This window comes from Faecalibacterium sp. An122, from assembly GCF_002160895.1.
In the GTDB taxonomy this organism is placed as follows: domain Bacteria; phylum Bacillota; class Clostridia; order Oscillospirales; family Ruminococcaceae; genus Faecalibacterium.
In genome coordinates this window covers 186,937-201,471 of record NZ_NFLL01000002.1, presented here as the reverse complement: position 1 = coordinate 201,471, position 14,535 = coordinate 186,937, and the positions used below count along the sequence as shown (strand labels likewise).

Here is a 14,535-nt window from a genome sequence, read left to right as displayed (position 1 = left end):
CCGTTTCAAAGGCCTTTTGAACGTCAGTTCCCGGCAGGCACAGGCCGCATCCGCCCTCCGGCCGTCTCGCCGGAGCGGCCGGGGTCCTTACGCCTCGCCGTCTTCCTCCTCGTCCAAACCGATCAGGAACACAGCCTGCTTGATCTTGCCGCAGCCCTGGGCCTTGATGCCCACCTTATAGGGCTCTCCGGCCAGGAACAGGGCGAACCGCCCCTCCGACAGCATGCCGGCGGCACTGGTGGGGGCGCTGCCATAGGCCGGCGCATCTCCATCGGCCGGCTTCTTGACCGAGAAGTCCCCCAGCGAGACCTCAAACATCTCGCTGCCCACCAGGTCGGTCACCAGGGTCAGGGTGTTTTCGCGGCAGGCGAAATCCACCTTTTCCCCCGGCTGCGGGGTCATGGTGCGCACCTCCACCGCCACGTCGTCCCCGCTGATGCGGGTACGGCCCTCGGCCAGGGTGGTGATATCGCGGGCCATGATGTACTCGATGGCGGCGTCCAGATTGCTGCTCATGCCCAGATAGTTGGGCAGGTTGTTCAGGGTATCAAAAATCATGGTATCCTCCGTTCCTTCCAGAGCGCGCCGCCCTGCGGGCGCTCTATGGGCCAGTATAGCATAAAAACCGACCCGTTTCAACGTTCATTCATCACAAAAAACCGGGCCTTTCCCTGTCGCTGTGCGCGGTGCGGCCGGGCAGACGGGCGGATTTTGGGGCAAAAAGACCGGCAGGGCCCGCACCGGATGCAGCGCCCTGCCGGGAAGATGTTTTACTTGCTCAGGGAGAGGATGGCCTCTTTGATCCGCTGGGCGGCCAGACGGGTCTTTTCGGCGTCGCCGAAGGCGGTCAGGCGGAAGTAGCCCTCGCCGCAGCTGCCGAAGCCCACGCCCGGGGTGCCCACCACGCCGGCATTCTCCAGCAGCCAGTCAAAGAACTGCCAGCTGTCCATGTTGCCGGGGCAGCGCATCCAGATATAGGGGCTGTTGTGGCCGCCGCAGTACCAGACGCCGCACTCGTTCAGGGCGTCGGCGATGACCTTGGCGTTCTGGCGGTAGTAGTCCAGGTTGGCCTGGATTTCCGCCATGCCCTCCTCGGTGAAGATGGCTGCGGCGCCCCGCTGGACAATATAGGGCACGCCGTTGAACTTGGTGGTCTGGCGGCGGAGCCAGAGCTTGTTCAGGTTCATGCCCTCCCGCTCCAGCTGGTGAGGCACCACGGTATAACCGCAACGGGTACCGGTGAAGCCGGCGATCTTGGAGAAGGAGCAGATCTCGATGGCGCACTCCCGGGCGCCCTCCACCTCGAAGATGCTGCGGGCCAGGCCCTTCTCCGACACAAAGCACTCATAGGCGGCGTCGTAGAGGATCACGGCGTCATTGGCCTTGGCGTAGTCCACCCACTGCTTGAGCTGCTCCCGGTTGTAGGCGGCGCCGGTGGGGTTGTTGGGGCTGCAGATATAGATGATGTCAGCCTTGACCGAGGGGTTGGGCATGGCCAGGAAGCCGTTGGCCTCGCTGGTGGGGGCGTAGACAATCCTGCGGCCGTCGGTGACGTTGTCGTCCACATAGGTGGGATAGACGGGATCGGGCACCAGGACGGTGTTGTCGGTGTCGAACAGGCCCAGCACATTGGCCAGGTCGCTCTTGGCGCCGTCGCTGATGAGGATTTCGTCGGCCTCCAGCTGGACGCCGCGCTGAGCGTAGTAGCTCTGGACGGCTTTCCGCAGGAAATCATAGCCCTGCTCGGGACCGTAGCCGTGGAAGCCCTCGGCGGTGCCCATCTCACGGACGGCCTCCTCCATGGCCTTGACCACGCTCTTGGCCAGGGGACGGGTCACGTCGCCGATGCCCAGGCGGATAATCTCCTTGTCAGGGTGAGCCTGCTGGAAGGCGGCGATCCGGTGGTTGATGTCCACAAACAGATAGCTGGCCTTCAGCTCGTTGTAGTGCTGATTCATCTTCATGGTCGTTTCTTCCTCTCTTTTGTTTCAGACTTCGGTTACGCCCTCACAGACGGTGACGGCGGGGCCGGTCATCCGCAGCTGCTGGTCCTCCAGCACCCGGATGATGAGCTCACCGCCCCGCAGCAGGACGTGGATATCCTCCCCCGCCGGGACCAGACCCAGCTCGGTCAGGGCCGCCACCGTGGCACAGGCCCCGGTGCCGCAGGCCCAGGTCTCGCCGCTGCCCCGCTCCCACACCCGCATTTTGACGCGGCAGGGGTCCAGCAGCTGGACAAACTCGGTGTTGATCTGCTGGGGGAAGTTGGGATGCTTCTCAAAGGACGGGCCGATGGCCTCCAGGTTCAGGGCGTCCACGTCCTCCACCACCGTCACACAGTGGGGGTTGCCCACACTGATGCAGGTGACCTGCCAGCTCTGGCCGGCGGCCTCCAGGGTGCAGCGGACCAGAGGTCCCTCCCCCATGTTCACGGCAGGCAGGTCCGCCGCCATGGCGCTGTAGCGCCCCATCTCCACCTGCCACAGCCCCGGGCCGCAGCGGCGCATCTGCTTTTGCCCGCTGAGGGTGTCGATGCGCAGGAGATCCTTGCCGGCGCAGGCCGGCTCATGGGTGTACAGCCACTGGGCCACGCAGCGGATGCCGTTGCCGCACATCATCCCTTCGCTGCCGTCGGCGTTGAAGATCCGCATGGTGGCGTCGGCGTCCGGAGACTGGGGTGCGCAGATACAGATCACGCCGTCCCCGCCAATGGAGAACCGGCGGGCCGACAGTTTCCGGGCCAGGCCGGCGATGTCCTCCGGCAGGCCGGCGGCGCGGCAGTCCAGGTAGATATAATCGTTGGCACAGCCCTGCATCTTGGTAAAGGCCAGCTTCATAGTATCCCTCCCATTGGGTTTGTATCTTTTATCATTATAATGAACCCGGGCCCGTCTGACAAGCACAAAGACGTGTTTTGACCAATTTTCCTGCCCTCTCCCATGGAATCTTAAAACAGGGCTTGACAACAGTGTGGCCTTACGCTATAAAGTAAGAGGAACTTTTGTGCACAGCGGCCCCGGCGGCCGCCGCAGAATTCATAAAAGGAGAGAATGTACGATTATGGAGAATACGTTTGAGAAGATTCGCGGCTTCCTGGCCGAGCAGCTGGGCGTCGAGCCCGAGAAGATCACCATGGACAGCGATCTGCTGAACGATTTCGAGGCCGACAGCCTGGACATCGTGGACATGGTCATGACGCTGGAGGATGAGTTTGGGATCGAGGTACCCGACGACGCCATCGAGAACCTGCACACCGTCGGGGACGTGGTCCGGTACGTTGACAGCCAGCTGGCGTAAACTGCGCTGTTCAGTTCCCGCTTTTGGGGGTTAACCCCGCCGGGCGGGAGCTTTTTATTTACGGGCTCGTGCGGAACGCCGCTGCGTTTGGCGCACGGCCTATGAGGAGGATAAAACAACCATGGCAAAAGAGACGAAAAAGCTCGTACAGGCAATCACCAGCCAGGAGGACAACTTCGCACAGTGGTACACCGACATCTGTGTCAAGGCAGAGCTGGTGGAGTATTCCAGCGTGAAGGGCTTCATCATCCTGCGGCCCTATGGCCAGGCTATCTGGGAGAACATCCAGAAGAATCTGGACGCCCGCTTCAAGGCCACCGGCCACGAAAACGTGGCCATGCCGGTGCTGATCCCCGAGAGCCTGCTGAAGAAGGAAGGCGACCTGGTCAACGGTTTCGCCCCTGAGGTGGCATGGGTCACCATGGGCGGCAGCGACGAACTGGAGGAGCGGCTGGCCGTTCGGCCCACCAGCGAGACCATGTTCTGTGACCACTGGTCCCGGGTCCTGCACAGCTACCGCGAGCTGCCCATGAAGTACAACCAGTGGTGCAGCGTGGTCCGGTGGGAAAAGACCACCCGTCCCTTCCTGCGCAGCCGCGAGTTCTGGTGGCAGGAAGGCCACACCATCCATGAGACCGCCGCCGAGGCCGAGGCCGAGACCATGGCCCAGCTGAACTGCTACGCCAGCTTCTGCGAGGACGATCTGGCCATCCCCGTGGTGAAGGGCCGCAAGACCGACAAGGAGAAGTTTGCCGGCGCCGAGGCCACCTACACCATCGAGGCCATGATGAAGGACGGCAAGGCCCTGCAGAGCGGCACCAGCCACTACTTCGGCGACAAGTTCAGCCGCGCCTACGACGTCACCTTCACCGGCCGTGACAACCAGCTGCACTATCCGTTCCAGACCAGCTGGGGCGTGTCCACCCGTCTGGTGGGCGCCATCATCATGACCCACGGCGACGACGACGGCCTGATCCTGCCCCCGGCCATTGCCCCCTGGCAGGTGGTGGTGGTGCCCATCGCCCCCCACAAGCCCGGCGTCACCGAGAAGGCCGCCGAGGTGGCCGCCTCCATCGCCAAGTACGCCCGCGTCAAGCTGGATGACAGCGACAACGCCCCCGGCTGGAAGTTCAGCCAGTGGGAGATGAAGGGTGTGCCCCTGCGCCTGGAGCTGGGTCCCAAGGATCTGGAGAAGAACCAGTGCGTCCTGGTCCGCCGCGACACCCGCGAAAAGGTCTTTGTCAGCCTGGACGAGCTGGAGACCGCCATCCCCGCCCTGCTGGAGTCTCTGACCCATGACCTGTACCAGCGCGCCCTGGAGAACCGCGAAAAGCGCACCTGGGCTGCCACCACCATGGAGGAGGTCAAGCAGCTGGCCGCCGAGAACACCGGCTACATCAAGACCATGTGGTGCGGCGATCTGGCCTGCGAGCTCAAGATGAAGGAAGAGGCCGGCCTCTCCAGCCGGTGCATGCCCTTCGAGCAGGAAGAGCTGAGCGGCGTCTGCCCCTGCTGCGGCAAGCCCGCCAAGACCATGATCTACTGGGGCGTGGCCTACTGATCCCCCGGCCTGATCCTGTAAACAAATAAAAGAACTCCGCGCTCTGGAATGCACCAGGCGCGGAGTTTTTGTTTTGTTGTTATTCGGTCCAGCCGGTACAGGGCAGAAACTCCTCCACCAGCAAATCCACGCAGGCGCCGTAGCTCTGCATCCCCAGGGTCTGGCCGTAGCTCTCCAGAAAAGCGGTGTACACCGACTCCCCCACCTCCTGGACCGGGCCTTCCCAGCTGGCCCAATAGGCGTTGTTGGCGGTGAAATCCGCCCGGGCCCCTTCGGGCAGCTGGGCGGAACAGGCCGCCGCGGCCTCCGGGTCCACCCGGTAGAGGGCGTTGGACAGATGCAGATAGCCATACAGCCATCCCGAGTAGACATAAGCCTCCCGGCCGCTGGTGATGGACGCCATGATGCCCACGAAGTTGGCCTCCTGTTCGGCGGCCACACCCCGCTGATGGGCAAACTCATGGGCGATGGTCACCGGGAGAAAGACCTCGGGACAGTCCACGTTGAGGGTGCTCTCCCCGGTGAGGGGGCACAGATAGCCGGTGAACCCCCAGGCGCTCATGAGCTTGGAGTAAAAGGCGGGCTTGGCCTTCCGCTCCGGCCCGTCCAGAAAGGACCAGCGCTCGGTGAGGGGGTCGTAGAGGCCGGCAGTCTGGCCGAAAATCTCCTCCCGGCTCACCGCGAAGCAGTTGTTTTCATCCCGGGGAACGGTGTCGGCACAGGCCGCCACCTGCTGGCCGAAATAGCGGGTCACCGCGGCCAGCTGTTCCACCTGGACGCCGGGCACTTCCATGCCGGCCTTCTGGGCGAAGCTGTCGGCGTAGTACTGGGTGCCCCACAAAGCGCACACCCCGAAATACCCCCACAGCACCAGCACCGCCAGGTGCAAAACCCAGGCCCCCAGGGCGTCGGGTCGGCCATGGGCGGCCATCCAGACTGAGCGCCCCAGATAAACCAGAGCTCCCACGATCAACAGGGTGGCCCCCGCCTCGCAGACGCTGAAGGGCAGCGGATTGGTCACCGCTCCCAGCAGCCGCTTGACCGGCATGGATACCCGGTCCACCCAGGCGTTCATCAAAACCCGGTTGGAGCGGGTCAGCCAGAACAGAGCCAGCGCCGCAGCCGCCCCGCCCAGGGCCACAAAGGCCGCCCGATGCGCGGCGGCAAACTCACGCACCGTCAACGGTCGAAGGTGGTGCAGAGGGTGGTCTCCCACTTCTCACCGGGGGCCAGGATGGCCGCCGATGCCCGCTTGGACCAGGAGGGGCCGTCCGCCTCGGCGGCGGGCAGGCTGTGCCAGGGCTCGATGCAGACAAACTTCATGGTGTCGCTCTTGGCACTCCAGATCAGGGTATAGGGATAGCCGGCAATGTTGCAGGTGACGTTCCGGCCGGTGTCCTTCTCATAGATGCCCAGGGTCTCGGACCGCAGGCCCGCCATGCAGAAGCTGTCGTTGTCAAACATGCCGTTCTCCAGCTGGATGTGGTCGGCGTTCTTCCACTGATAATAGCACTTGCCCGACAGCAGGCCGTTGGGACGGGCGTCCAGAATCACCGGGCTCTCGGGCCGGTCAAACCGGAACTCATAGTCGGCGGTGGTGTGGGCATCATCGAAGGGCACCACAAAGGCCGGGTGATAGCCGATGCCGAAGGGCAGCGGCTCCTGGGCATGGGCGGGGTTCTCCACCGTCAGGGTGTGGTGAACCGTCTTGCCCTCCAGGCGGAAGGTGCTGGTGAGGACAAAGTCGTAGGGGAAGCGGGTGGCCTTGATTTCATCGTCTGCCCGAAGCTCCAGCCGGATCACGTTCTCGTCGGCCTGCACCAGGGTGTGCTCCAGGTCACGGGCAAAGCCGTGCTGGCCGCCCTTGTAGCTCTTGCCGTTGTGGGTCAGGATGCCCCCCGCCAGCTTGCCGGTCCAGGGGAACAGAATGGGGGCGTGGCGGCCCCAGACGGACTTGTCGGCCTGCCAGAGCATCTCCTGCCCGGCAGCATTCCGGACGCTGACCGCCTCGGCGCCGTGGGTGTCCACCGTCAAAGTCAGATATTCATTGCGGATGGTTGCCTGCATGGGATAAACCTCCTTTTGATTTGTGTAGGATTGTGTTTCCAGTATACACCATACAGCCAAAAAAGCAACGCTCAATCCCGCAGCGGGCCGCTTTTGCGGTTGGACACCGCCGCCGGGATGGTGTATAATGCACTCAGACAAACCTCGACCCACGGGGCAGCCCCTGCCCCTTTCAGAACATCAGGCCCGCCGGGGCCCGAAAAAGGAGGAGATCCCATGTCTGAATCCACTGCACGCGGGCCTCTGGGCTTTGGCCTGATGCGCCTGCCCCGCAAGGGCCTGGGCATCGACATCGCTCAGACCAGCGAGATGGTGGACCTGTTCCTGGAGGCAGGCTTCACCTATTTTGACACCGCCCGGATTTATTACGGCTCGGAGGAGGCCGCCCGGAAAGCCCTGGTGGAGCGCCATCCCCGGGACAGCTTCACCCTGACCTCCAAGCTCCACGCCGGCCTGGCCCGCAGCGAAAAATCCGCCAAGCGCCAGCTGGAAACCAGTCTGGCCCGCTCGGGGGCAGGGTATTTTGACTACTACCTGCTCCACGCCATCATGGAAAACAACACCGAGCGGTACAACCGCTTCGGCATCTGGGATTTTGTCAAGGAGCAGCAGGCCAAAGGACTGATCCGGCAGTACGGCTTCTCCTTCCACGGCGGGCCCCAGCTGCTGGACGAGCTGCTGACCCAGCACCCCGAAGTAGCGTTTGTTCAGCTCCAGATCAACTACGCCGACTGGGAGAATCCCACCGTCCAGGCCCGAGCCAACTATGAGGTGGCCCGCCGCCACGGCAAACAGATTGTCATTATGGAACCGGTGAAGGGCGGCGCCCTGGCCGACCCGCCGCCGGAGGTCCGCAAGCTCTTTGACGAGGCCGCCCCCGGTGCTTCCTATGCCTCCTGGGCGCTGCGGTTTGCGGCTTCTCTGGACGGGGTGCTGGCGGTGCTGTCGGGCATGTCCACTCCCGGCCAGTTACAGGACAATCTGGCCACCATGACCCATTTCCGCCCCCTGGACAGCCAGGAACAGGCGGTCATCCAGCAGGCCCAGAAGATTCTGGGCCACTCTGCGGCCATCCCCTGCACCGCCTGCGGCTACTGCGCCAAGGGCTGCCCCAAGGAAATCCCCATCCCCCAGATTTTCGCCGCCGCCAACAAGCAGCTGGCCAACGGCCAGCAGGAAGAAGCCCGGGCCGCTTATGCTGCCGCCACCGCCCCGGGCCGACTCGCCTCCGACTGCATCGGGTGCAAGCAGTGCGAAAGCGCCTGCCCCCAGCACCTGCCGGTGACCCAGCTGCTGGACCAGTGCGCCGGCATGCTGGAACGCTGAGCCTTTTTCGGGTTTTCTGCCTCCGCCTTCGGGCGGGGGCTTTTGTTTTCTATAAGGATGCCTCTGCCCTCACCCTCCGGGGGCCGTCCGCATATGCTGGGGCAACCCATATCCTATGTAAAGGAGCATCAGCCTATGGCAACAGGAATTTTGCGCATCCAAACCTTTGCGGCCCGGGAATCGGCGCCGATGCCCGGCGTCACCGTCCAGGTCACCGGCGACGGCTTCGCCACCAGCCGGGTCACCGACAACGGCGGCAGCGTGGCCGACATCCAGATCGAGGCCCCGGCCTGCAGCTATTCTCTGGACCCCAACAACACCACCGTCCGCCCCTACGCCGTCTGCGATCTGGTGGCCGAAAAAGCCGGCTACCGGACGGTGAAGATCGAGGGCATCCAGATCTTCTCGGGCCAGGTCACTCTGGCTCCGCTGGAGATGATCCCCGCCGATGCCCGGGCGGCCGAGCCGGATGAGCCGGTGGTCATCCCGCCCCATCCCCTCTTTGCGGGCGGCGGCGGCAGCGGCCCCGCACCCGCCGCAGACCCCCGGGTCCTGCCGGCGGTGGTCATCCCCAAGAGCATCACGGTCCATCTGGGCACCCCCTCCTCCTCGGCCAAAAACGTGACGGTATCCTTCCGGGATTATATCGCCAACGTGGCCTCCAGCGAGGTCTACCCCACCTGGCCTGAGCAGGCGCTGCGGGCCAACATCCACTGCCAGATTTCTCTGGCCCTCAACCGCATCTACACCGAGTGGTACCCCAGCCGCGGCTACAACTTCAACATCACCAACTCCACCAGCTACGACCAGTACTATGTCCACGGCCGGACCGTCTTTGACGTGATGGTCAACCTGACCGACGACATTTTCAACACCTACGTCCGCAAGGTGGGCACCGTCAACCCCTACTACACCGAGTACTGCGACGGCAAGACCGTCTCCTGCCCCGGCCTCAAGCAGTGGGGCACCGTCACCCTGGCCGAGCAGGGCCGCAACGCCCTCAGCATCCTGAAGTACTACTACGGCAGCAACATCGAGGTGGTCCGCACCTCCAACATCGCCTCCATCCCCGAGAGCTATCCCGGCAGCCCGGTGCGCCGGGGCGACCGCGGCCCCAGCGTCTTTACCCTGCAGCGTCAGCTCAACCGCATCACCAAGGATTATCCCTTCCTGGGGCTTCTGAACGTGGACGGCATCTTCGGCAGCCAGATGGAGGCCACCGTCAAGCGGTTCCAGCAGCAGTTCAACCTGAGCGCCGACGGCGTGGTGGGCCGCCAGACCTGGTACAAGATCAGCTATATTTATGTAGCCGTCAAGGATCTGGCCGAGCTGACCAGCGAGGGCGAAACCGTCTCGGGCGTCCTGTCGGACGGCACCTGGGGCGGCACCACCCTCCGCACCGGCTCCACCGGCGGCGCGGTGGAACAGGTCCAGTTCTGGCTCAACACCATCAGCCAGTATGTCTCCTCCATTCCGTCGGTGACGGTGGACGGCGTCTATGGCGCCGGCACCGCCGCCGCAGTGCGGGCCTTCCAGCAGCGGTACGGCCTGACGGTGGACGGCGTGGTGGGCGAAACCACCTGGAACGCCATCTATGCCCAGTTCCGCAGCATCCAGGTGGACAACGGCATCCCCAACGCCTACCCCGGCGTTCCCCTGCGGGAGGGTGACACCGGCCAGAACGTCCGCCTGATTCAGTTCTGGATGAAGATCGCCCGCACCGTCTACACCGGCCTGAACAATCCCAGCGTGGACGGCATCTTTGGCCCCAGCACCCGCCGGGCGGTGGAAACTTTCCAGCGGTACTTCGGCCTGACCGACGACGGCGTGGTGGGCCGCACCACCTGGAACAAGATGCGGGAGGCCTACACCGACATCGCCAACGACCTGCTGTCCTCCAGCCTGCGGCCCGGCGAGTTCCCTGGCACCCTGCGCCGCGGTTCCAGCGGGCGGGCGGTCCGGGAGCTGCAGTACTACCTCTATCTGATGCACTCCTATGACTCCAGCATCCCCTCGGTGACCATCGACGGCCAGTTCGGCGCCAGCACCGAGGCCGCCGTCCGGGCCTTCCAGCGGGTATTCGGCCTGACGGTGGACGGCGTGGTGGGCCGCGCCACCTGGGATACCCTGTACGCCCAGGTCAACCGGCTGCGCCTGTCGGGCCCGGTGGTCTCCCTGACCCGGATGGATTATCCCGGCACGCCGCTGACGGTGGGGTCCTCCGGCAGCGCGGTGCTCTACTACACCACCATGCTGGCCCGCATCGCCTACTACTACGACGATGTCACCAGCCTGGGCATCCTGGAGACCTACACCGACGAGCTGGCTGAGGACACCCGCAGCCTGCAGGCTCTGCTGGGCCTGCCCGAGACCGGCATTGTGGATGCTGACACCTGGTCTGCCGCCGAGGCCCTGAGCCTGGACCTGATGACCAACGCCATCAGCATCGGCGCCATCCAGCAGGAGACCGGCGCCATTGAGGGGGACTGAGCCATGGCACGCCTACTGATTTACGACGAATACTCCAACCGCATCTACACCTATCCCAAGATCAACGAAAACGACCCCATGCCCTACAGCACCGAGAGCACCCTCAAGGTGCGGGAGTTCCGCGGGGAATCGGGCAGCCCCACCCTCTGGACCACCACCGCGGCCATGGAGGCCTGGAACCTGACCCGCCGCCGGTACGGCAAGGGCATTTATGTGGGCTATGCCTTCCGGCGGATCTGGGAGGGCGGCCACGGCACCCGCAGCCAGCACTACGCCGGCGTAGCCTTTGACGTGGGCCAGAACACCACCAGCGCCAACCGCGCTGAAATCCACAATGCAGCCCTCCGCACCGGCGCCTGGGGTTATGTGGAACCCCTCTCCCAGACCCCCACCTGGGTCCACTTTGCCCGCCGGTACGGCCTGCCCGCCTGCACCAGTTCCGGCACAGGCTATCCCACCCTCCGGCGGGGCAGCCGGGGCTGCTATGTGATGATCCTGCAGGATGCCCTGTCCACCCTGGGTTACTCTACCGGCGCCCAGATCGACGGCATTTTCGGCACCATGACCGAAAACGCCCTGCGGGGCTATCAGCGCCGCAACTGGCTGACGGTGGACGGCGTCTGCGGCTGCAGCACCTGGACCAAGATCACCACCGCCGTCTTGGGGGTGGGCCGCACCGCCTCCACCATCGACTAAGGCGGTTGCATTGGATGGCAAAACATGCTAAAATGGTCAAAACCTAAAGCGGTATAGAAAAAGGAGAGGGAAAAGGATGGAATTTTCAAAGCGGATGAATCTGTTCGGCGACGAGATCTTCGCAGCGCTGAACGAGAAAAAGGTGGCCCTGGAGTCCGAGGGCCGGACGATCTACAACCTGAGCGTCGGCACCCCCGACTTTGCCCCTGCGCCCCACATCCAGCAGGCTCTGCTGGACGCCGCCCGGGACCCCGAGAACTGGAAGTACAGCCTGCGGGATCTGCCTGAGATGCTGGAGGCGGTCTGCGCCTACTACAAGCGGCGGTTTGGTGTGGAGATCACCCCCGACCAGGTGGCCAGCTGCAACGGCAGCCAGGAGGGCTGCGGCCACATCGGGATGGCCCTGTGCGACGAGGGGGACACCGTCCTGCTGCCCAACCCCTGCTATCCCGTCTTTATCGCCGGGGCAAAGCTGGCCGGGGCTGAGCCCTACTACTATCCCCTGGTGAAGGAACACGGCTTCCTGCCCTACGTGGCCGACATCCCCGAGGACGTCGCCCGCCGGGCCAAGTATATGATCGTATCCCTGCCGGCCAACCCGGTGGGCAGCGTGGGCAACCCCGCCCTCTACGAGGAGCTGGTGGCCTTCGCCAAGAAATACGACATCCTCATCATCCACGACAACGCCTACAGCGACATCATCTTTGACGGGGCCGAGGGCCACAGCTTCTTCAACACCCCCGGCGCCATGGATGTAGGCGTGGAGTTCTTCAGCCTGTCCAAGAGCTTTGACGTCACCGGCGCCCGGATCAGCTTCCTGGTGGGCCGGCCCGACGTGGTGGCGGCCTTCCGCCGCCTGCGGGGCCAGATTGATTTCGGCATGTTCCTGCCCATCCAGAAGGCAGCCATCGCCGCTCTGACCGGTCCCCTGGACATGGTCAAGGACCAGTGCGCCGTCTACCAGCAGCGCCGGGACGCCCTCTGCGGCGGCCTGCGTTCCATCGGCTGGAACGTCCCCGACAGCCACGGCAGCATGTTTGTCTGGGCTCCCATCCCCGAGCGGTACGCCACCAGCATGGATTTCTGCATGGATCTGGTGGAAAAGAGCGGCGTCCTGTGCACCCCGGGCTCCAGCTTTGGGCCTCTGGGCGAGGGCTATGTCCGCTTTGCCCTGACCATGCCCGCTGAGCGGATCGCCGAGGCAGTGGCCGCCATCCGGGACAGCGGCATCCTGAACTAAATCCATCCAAAACAGCGCCAGCCGGCAAGGGATCAACCCTGCCGGCTGGTTTTTTTGAAATTTTTTCTTTTCCGTGAAACACTTCGCCCCTGCCGTTCGTCCTACAGACAGAAGGCGGCCAGGAACAGGCAGACAGCCTGGACAGGAGGTGAAACCGCCCGTGTGGGAAACATTATACGACGACTTCTGGGACAAGCTGGTCCGGTTCTGCTGCCGGATGACCCGCGACGAGGACCGGGCCGAAGATCTGGCCCAGGAGACCTTTCTCCGGGCGCTGGGCCACCAGGACCTGCTGAGCACCCTGAGCGCGCCCCAGCTGAAAAGCTGGCTGTTTGAGACAGCCCACAATCTGTTCTGCGACAGTGTCCGCCGCTCGGCCAAAGAGCAGGAGCTGCTGGAACAGTTTGCCCCGCCCCCCGGCGAGGAGCCGGCCGACAATACCGCATTATCCGCCATGGGTCAGGTGGAGCTGGCCAGCCTGCTGGCCCATCTGGCCGACAGTGACCGCGCCCTGTTCACCCTGCGTTACGACGCAGGGTACACCGCCGCCGAGCTGGCCCGGATCACCGGCCAGCCCGCCGCCACCATCCGAACCCGTCTCCACCGCATCCGAAAAACGCTGCAAGATTCACTTGAGGAGGAATAAATCATGAAAAAGCTGAACATCAATGCCGCTGTCTGCGACGCCCGCAAGGTCCAGGAGGAAACCCTGGCCAACTTTGAATCCATCGACATCAACGGGGCCCTGTTCATCACCAGCCCCAACGCCCGGGCCATGATGTCCCGCCACAACGTCCGGATCAACTGCTCCAAGAGCATTGACCTGGACGACGAGACCACCCTCAACACCATCAACGGCAAGACCACCTTCACCGGCCGCAACACCCCCAACGGCCGCCAGTATCTGCTCATCAACGGCACCATGACCATCACCCCCGACGCCGGGGACGCCCTGCGCCAGTATATGGGCATGACCATCAACGGCACCGTCTACTGCCCCGACTTCCTGGCCACCGTCCTGGCCAGCAAGGCCTCCATCAACGGCAAGCTCTACACCTATCCGGAAGGGGCGGTCATCCTGAAAAACAACGCCGTGCTGGATAAATCCTTTGCCCTGCGTGCTGAGCCCCGGCTGTACTGGGCCGCCAAGCGCCTGGTGGCGGTGGACAGCGAGCTGGACGGCGACGAGCTGGCCAGCAAGGGGGTCCGCTTCATGGTTCCCGAGGCCTACGTCAGCGAGACCCTGGCCGAGAGCCTGGCCCCCCTGTTTGACGCCGACACCCGGATGGTGGTGCTGCCCGACGGCACCTCGGTGGTTCAGGACGATCTGACCCTCAGCGCCGCCGGCCTGCGCCGGTACGGCGACAGCCTGGTGGTGCTGGGCGACCTGTACCTGACCCCCGACTGCGCCGAGGCCCTGAGCGATCTGGAATACCTGCAGGTGGAGGGCGACGTCTACCTGCCCGAGGAGATGGCCGACACCCTGGACGCCATTCCCGAGACGGTGCTGGACGGCGAGGTCTTTTATCTGCCGGGCAAGCCCCTGTTCGACAAGATCAAGATGACGGTGGACAAAAACCTGCTGGAGGCCTTCCCCGAAGGTCTGACCCTGGTGGCCTGCCCCAGAGTGACCCTGACCGATGACCTGACCCCCGCCGATGTGCTGGAGCACCTGTCCCTGTTCAACTGCGGCTCCATCTTCTGCAAGTCCGCTCTGGAGAGCGCGGTGCAGGCGGTGGCCACCGGCTCCTTCCATGTGATCACCGACGATGAGGAGGACGAAGAGGTCAGCGATCCCGACACCATGTCGGTCAACGCCGCCATGTACACCCTGTAACACAAAAGCGGTCCCCGAAAG

At 64.1% G+C, this 14,535-nt stretch carries 13 protein-coding genes; 8 read left to right on the top strand and 5 right to left on the bottom strand.

Annotated elements, in window-relative coordinates:
* Positions 1-87: 87 nt before the first annotated feature.
* The 3 genes from B5E67_RS02850 to dapF form a co-directional block, all read right to left on the bottom strand.
* Entirely contained in the window at positions 88-558 is a 471-nt protein-coding gene (locus B5E67_RS02850) for a YhcH/YjgK/YiaL family protein (protein ID WP_087364304.1), read from the bottom strand.
* A 212-nt stretch (positions 559-770) separates the two neighbouring features.
* Positions 771-1,964, bottom strand: coding sequence for an LL-diaminopimelate aminotransferase (locus tag B5E67_RS02845; protein ID WP_087382662.1), 1,194 nt, complete (start codon positions 1,962-1,964; stop codon positions 771-773).
* Between the two features lie 24 nt (positions 1,965-1,988).
* On the bottom strand, positions 1,989-2,837 hold the full coding sequence (dapF, locus tag B5E67_RS02840; RefSeq protein ID WP_087245472.1) for a diaminopimelate epimerase: 849 nt from the start codon (positions 2,835-2,837) through the stop codon (positions 1,989-1,991).
* 223 nt (positions 2,838-3,060) lie between these two features.
* On the opposite strand from dapF, the gene acpP reads away from it, so the two are divergent.
* Together acpP and proS are read left to right on the top strand one after the other, a co-directional pair.
* On the top strand, positions 3,061-3,297 hold the full coding sequence (gene acpP / locus B5E67_RS02835; protein WP_087245470.1) for an acyl carrier protein: 237 nt from the start codon (positions 3,061-3,063) through the stop codon (positions 3,295-3,297).
* A 121-nt stretch (positions 3,298-3,418) separates the two neighbouring features.
* The gene (proS, locus tag B5E67_RS02830; RefSeq protein WP_087382660.1) at positions 3,419-4,858 is read left to right on the top strand and encodes a proline--tRNA ligase; all 1,440 of its coding nucleotides are present in this window, start codon (positions 3,419-3,421) and stop codon (positions 4,856-4,858) included.
* A 79-nt stretch (positions 4,859-4,937) separates the two neighbouring features.
* Here proS and B5E67_RS02825 read toward each other — a convergent pair whose 3' ends face one another.
* Positions 4,938-6,035 (bottom strand): DUF3810 domain-containing protein, encoded by a 1,098-nt coding sequence (locus B5E67_RS02825; RefSeq protein WP_087382653.1) that lies wholly within the window; start codon positions 6,033-6,035, stop codon positions 4,938-4,940.
* Positions 6,036-6,037: 2 nt separating this feature from the next.
* The gene (locus B5E67_RS02820) at positions 6,038-6,925 is read right to left on the bottom strand and encodes an aldose 1-epimerase family protein (RefSeq protein ID WP_087245464.1); all 888 of its coding nucleotides are present in this window, start codon (positions 6,923-6,925) and stop codon (positions 6,038-6,040) included.
* A 216-nt stretch (positions 6,926-7,141) separates the two neighbouring features.
* Here B5E67_RS02820 and B5E67_RS02815 point away from each other — a divergent pair, with 216 nt between their 5' ends.
* The 6 genes from B5E67_RS02815 to B5E67_RS02790 all read left to right on the top strand — a co-directional run bounded on the left by B5E67_RS02815 (position 7,142) and on the right by B5E67_RS02790 (position 14,514).
* A complete protein-coding gene (locus B5E67_RS02815; protein ID WP_087382649.1) occupies positions 7,142-8,251 on the top strand; it encodes an aldo/keto reductase in 1,110 nt (369 codons plus the stop codon).
* A 135-nt stretch (positions 8,252-8,386) separates the two neighbouring features.
* On the top strand, positions 8,387-10,741 hold the full coding sequence (locus B5E67_RS02810) for a peptidoglycan-binding protein (RefSeq protein WP_087382647.1): 2,355 nt from the start codon (positions 8,387-8,389) through the stop codon (positions 10,739-10,741).
* Between the two features lie 3 nt (positions 10,742-10,744).
* Positions 10,745-11,437: a peptidoglycan-binding domain-containing protein gene (locus tag B5E67_RS02805; protein ID WP_087382644.1), complete on the top strand. Its 693-nt coding sequence runs from the start codon at positions 10,745-10,747 to the stop codon at positions 11,435-11,437.
* 76 nt (positions 11,438-11,513) lie between these two features.
* A complete protein-coding gene (locus tag B5E67_RS02800) occupies positions 11,514-12,677 on the top strand; it encodes an aminotransferase class I/II-fold pyridoxal phosphate-dependent enzyme (protein WP_087382641.1) in 1,164 nt (387 codons plus the stop codon).
* Positions 12,678-12,837: 160 nt separating this feature from the next.
* Entirely contained in the window at positions 12,838-13,323 is a 486-nt protein-coding gene (locus B5E67_RS02795) for an RNA polymerase sigma factor (protein WP_087382638.1), read from the top strand.
* Positions 13,324-13,326: 3 nt separating this feature from the next.
* Positions 13,327-14,514: a hypothetical protein gene (locus B5E67_RS02790; RefSeq protein ID WP_087366433.1), complete on the top strand. Its 1,188-nt coding sequence runs from the start codon at positions 13,327-13,329 to the stop codon at positions 14,512-14,514.
* Positions 14,515-14,535 lie beyond the last annotated feature (21 nt).